The sequence below is a fragment of the Ursidibacter arcticus genome (genome assembly GCF_009761375.1).
Lineage (GTDB): Bacteria > Pseudomonadota > Gammaproteobacteria > Enterobacterales > Pasteurellaceae > Ursidibacter > Ursidibacter arcticus.
In genome coordinates this window covers 1-4,359 of record NZ_LEKM01000163.1, presented here as the reverse complement: position 1 = coordinate 4,359, position 4,359 = coordinate 1, and the positions used below count along the sequence as shown (strand labels likewise).

General features: G+C 39.5%; 4 protein-coding genes. All 4 read right to left on the bottom strand.

Features of this window, described 5'->3' with window-relative positions; all coding sequences use genetic code 11:
- Nucleotides 1-90: 90 nt before the first annotated feature.
- Nucleotides 91-807 (bottom strand): purine-nucleoside phosphorylase, encoded by a 717-nt coding sequence (deoD, locus tag A1D25_RS07340; protein WP_157395046.1) that lies wholly within the window; start codon nt 805-807, stop codon nt 91-93.
- 24 nt (nt 808-831) lie between these two features.
- Nucleotides 832-2,064 carry a phosphopentomutase gene (locus A1D25_RS07335; protein ID WP_157395045.1) on the bottom strand — a complete coding sequence of 411 codons (1,233 nt, stop codon included), beginning with the start codon at nt 2,062-2,064 and terminating at the stop codon, nt 832-834.
- Between the two features lie 68 nt (nt 2,065-2,132).
- Nucleotides 2,133-2,909 carry a deoxyribose-phosphate aldolase gene (deoC, locus tag A1D25_RS07330; protein ID WP_157395044.1) on the bottom strand — a complete coding sequence of 259 codons (777 nt, stop codon included), beginning with the start codon at nt 2,907-2,909 and terminating at the stop codon, nt 2,133-2,135.
- A gap of 104 nt (nt 2,910-3,013) precedes the next feature.
- Complete coding sequence (locus A1D25_RS07325) at nt 3,014-4,282, bottom strand: NupC/NupG family nucleoside CNT transporter (protein WP_157395043.1); 1,269 nt, start codon at nt 4,280-4,282, stop codon at nt 3,014-3,016.
- Between the last annotated feature and the right edge of the window lie 77 nt (nt 4,283-4,359).

The following is a 4,359-nucleotide window of genomic DNA, read 5'->3' as shown; positions in this document are numbered from 1 at the left end:
GTCCGTTTATTGAATACAACAAATTAGAGTTTGTCAGCGGTCTCAAATGCCGACAAATTACTGTCGGCATTTTTATGCTAGTCAGGTTAATTACGCTTTATCACCAATTAACACAGATTCTAACGCAATTTCAATCATATCGTTGAAAGTTAATTGACGCTCTTCAGCAGTAGTTTGCTCGTGAGTACGGATATGGTCTGATACCGTACAAATAGTGAGAGCTTTTGCACCAAATTCAGCTGCAACACCGTAAATTCCAGCTGCTTCCATTTCTACCCCTAAAATACCGTATTTTTCCATTACATCGAACATTTCTACATCTGGCGTATAGAAAAGATCCGCAGAATAAAGGTTACCGACACGCACAGGCACACCTTTTTCTTTTGCTGCTTGAACTGCAGCTAATGTCATATCGAAATCTGCAATTGCTGCAAAATCGTTATCTTTAAAACGGATACGGTTTACTTTAGAGTCTGTACAAGCACCAACGCCGATAACAACATCGCGTAATTTAACGTCTGGGCGAACAGCACCACAAGAACCAACACGAATAATTTTTTTCACGCCATATTCAGTAATGAGCTCTTTAGCATAGATTGAGCAAGATGGAATACCCATTCCGTGCCCCATTACTGAAATTTTGCGGCCTTTGTAAGTGCCTGTGTAGCCAAACATATTGCGAACATCAGTCACTAATTTCGCATCTTCTAAGAATGTTTCTGCAATGTATTTTGCACGAAGTGGGTCACCTGGCATCAATACAACATCTGCAAATGCACCTGCTGGTGCGTTAATGTGTGGAGTCATTTTATGTTCCTTTTTTAGTAGAGATTATTTGTTGAAATCAATAATAGCTGTGCCGTAATCCATAGGAGATAAGCCAAAGTAATTCGCAATGGTTTGCCCTATATCAGCAAAAGTCTCACGGCGACCATAAGACTGTTTTGCAACGTTTTTACCATATAGCAAAATTGGCGTATGTTCACGAGTGTGATCCGTTCCTTGCCACGTTGGATCACAACCGTGATCAGCTGTAATAATCAATAGATCTTCATCTTGGATTAACGGTAGTAATTCAGGTAAACGGCTGTCCCAATATTCTAAGGCATCGGCGTAGCCTGCAACATCTCGGCGATGACCAAAATCTGAGTCAAAGTTTACAAAGTTAGTAAATACAATGGTATTGTTGCCTGCTGCTTTTACTTCTTCTAATGTACGGTCAAATAACTCAGGCAAGCCTGTTGCTTTGATTTTACGAGTGATTCCCGTATGTGCGTAAATATCAGCAATTTTACCGATAGAAACCACTTCACCACCTTTTTCATTGACGAGTTTTTGTAGCACAGTTGCAGAAGGCGGTTCTACCGCATAATCTTTACGATTACCTGTACGGCTAAATTCCCCTGCTTTTGCCCCAATAAACGGACGAGCAATAACACGTCCAATATTGTAGCCTTCAAGCTCTTCACGCACAATTTGGCAAAGTTCGTAGAGTTTATCTAAACCGTATGTTTCTTCGTGGCAAGCAATTTGGAATACTGAATCTGCGGAAGTATAGAAAATCGGAAATCCTGTACGCATATGTTCTTCGCCAAGTTCATCTAAAATAACTGTGCCAGATGAATGGCAATTACCTAAATAGCCTTTTAAGTTAGCACGTTTAACGATTTTATCGAGCAACTCTTGTGGGAAACTATTTTCGTGTTGTGGAAAATATCCCCAATCAAAAAGTACAGGAACACCTGCAACTTCCCAGTGACCTGATGGTGTATCTTTACCCGAAGAAATTTCTTTAGCGTGGCAATAACCACCGATAAGCTGTACATCTTGTGCTAACCCAGCAGGGTAAGAGCCACAAGATTCTTGAGCGGCAAGCCCTAAACCTAATTTATTCATATTAGGCAATTTGAGCAAACCTGAACGGCGGTGATCGTCTGCTTTCCCTGCCGCACATTGTTCTGCAATGTGTCCTAAGGTATTTGAACCTTTATCACCAAATTTCTCAGCATCTTCCGTATAGCCGATACCGAAAGAGTCGAGCATCATAATAAATACACGTTTCATTTTACTTTCCTCTCAATAATAAGCGGTAGGATTTAGTCAATTTTTTGCAAAATCTCACCGCTTGTTGATTAGTAACCTGTTGTTTGGGTTTGGTTTTGATCGTTTAAAGTTGCAAGTAAATTATTCAATAAACTTGATGCACCAAAGCGGAAATGTGCTGATGTTACCCATTCTTTACCTAAAATATCCGCAGCGAGATCAAGATATTGTTGAGCTTCTTCGGTTGTTTTCACACCACCAGCTGCTTTAAAACCAACACGATCAGCTACGGCTAAATCACGAATTGTTTCAAGCATTATACGAGCAGATTCAAGGGTCGCATTCACAGGGACTTTACCTGTTGATGTTTTAATAAAATCAGCCCCTGCTTGAATAGCAATTTCACTTGCTTTACGAATGAGGCTTTCTGTTTTTAATTCGCCTGTTTCAATAATCACTTTGAGTAATACATTTTGTTCTGCACAAACTGCTTTGCACTGTTTGACAAGCTCGTAACCGACTTGTTCATTACCTGAAATTAGTGCTTTATAAGGGAATACTACATCGACTTCATCTGCACCGTAGGCAACTGCCGCTTTTGTTTCTGCCACTGCCATAGCAATATCGTCATTACCGTGTGGGAAATTTGTTACAGTGGCAATTTTTACTTGCTCTGTTTGTTGTTGTGCCAATGTTTTGCGAGCAATCGGCACAAAACGTGGATAGACACACACTGCTGCTGGTGTTCCAAATGGTGTATTACCTTGTTGGCAAAGTGAGATGACTTTTTCGTCCGTATCATTATCGTTTAATGTGGTTAAATCCATCAATGATAATGCAGTTTGAGCAACGTGTTTTAGACTCATTTTATTCTCCTTTTATTTACTCAAAAATTTGACGCAAACGTTTACCTAGCCCATAAACGACAACACCACAGAAATTCTGTGGTGTTGGTTTGGTTATTTATCGTTTACAGTACAGCACCGCCGATACCGATAAACAATCCTGCAATCGCCGCACTCATTAAATTAGAGAGTGAACCTGCGATAACAGCTTTGATACCCATACGAGCAACATCGCCACGACGATTTGGAGCCATTGCCCCTAAACCACCGATTAAAATAGCGATAGAGCTGAAGTTAGCAAAACCACAAAGTGCGAAGGTAATAATTGCGATTGTTTTTTCACTTAACACAACTGTTGTTTCAGGTTTTAAGTAGTTTACGAAATCAACATAAGCAACAAATTCGTTTACTACTAATTTCTGACCAATTAAAGAACCTGCTACTTGAGCTTCTGCCCCCCAAGGCACACCAATTACCCAAGCAAGAGGTTGGAATACATAACCTAGTAATGATTGAAGTGTTACACCTTCAAATCCAGCTAAGCCACCAATCCAACCAATTAAACCATTTAACATCGCAATTAATGCAACGAATGAAATTAACATTGCACCTACGTTCATTGCTAATTGCATACCCGAGAATGTACCAATAGCAGCTGCTTCGATAACATTTGACGGTTTATCTTCAATATCTTCTTCAGATAATTCATCTTTAAATGACTCTGTTTGCGGGTGTAAAATTTTAGCAAATAATAAACCACCAGGTGCAGCCATAAATGATGCAGCGATCAAATAAGTTAATGGAACGCCCATTCCTGCATAGCTGATCATTACCGCACCAGCAACAGAAGCCACACCACCACACATCACTGCAAATAACTCAGAGTTAGTCATTGATTTAATATATGGTTTAACTAATAAAGGTGCTTCAGTTTGACCTACGAAAATATTTGCTGCCGCAGACATCGACTCAGGTTTTGATGTACCTAATACTTTTTGTAATGCACCACCAAGAATGCGAATAACAAATTGCATAATACCTAAGTAGTATAAAACAGAAATAAGAGCAGAGAAGAAGATAATTGGTGGAAGAACACGCAGTGCGAAAACGAAACCGCCACCGCCAAAGACTTCAAACATCTTATCGCTCACTAAGCCACCGAATAAGAAGCTGATACCATCATTACTATAACTGATCACAGCACTTACGCCTTCAGCTGCTTTAAGTAGTGCTTCACGACCAAGTGGTACATAAAGAATTAAAGCACCAATACCAATTTGAATAGCTAATGCACCAAATACAGTGCGGAAGTTAATTGCTTTTTTGTTATTAGATAATAAAAATGCAATTAAAAGGAGTACAGCAATACCGACAAGGCTCATTAATGCATCCATTGTTAAAAGACCTCTATAAATATAAAGAAGGAGAGCTAATTTTAAGTTAAAAATTAGCACAGACTGATGACAAACCC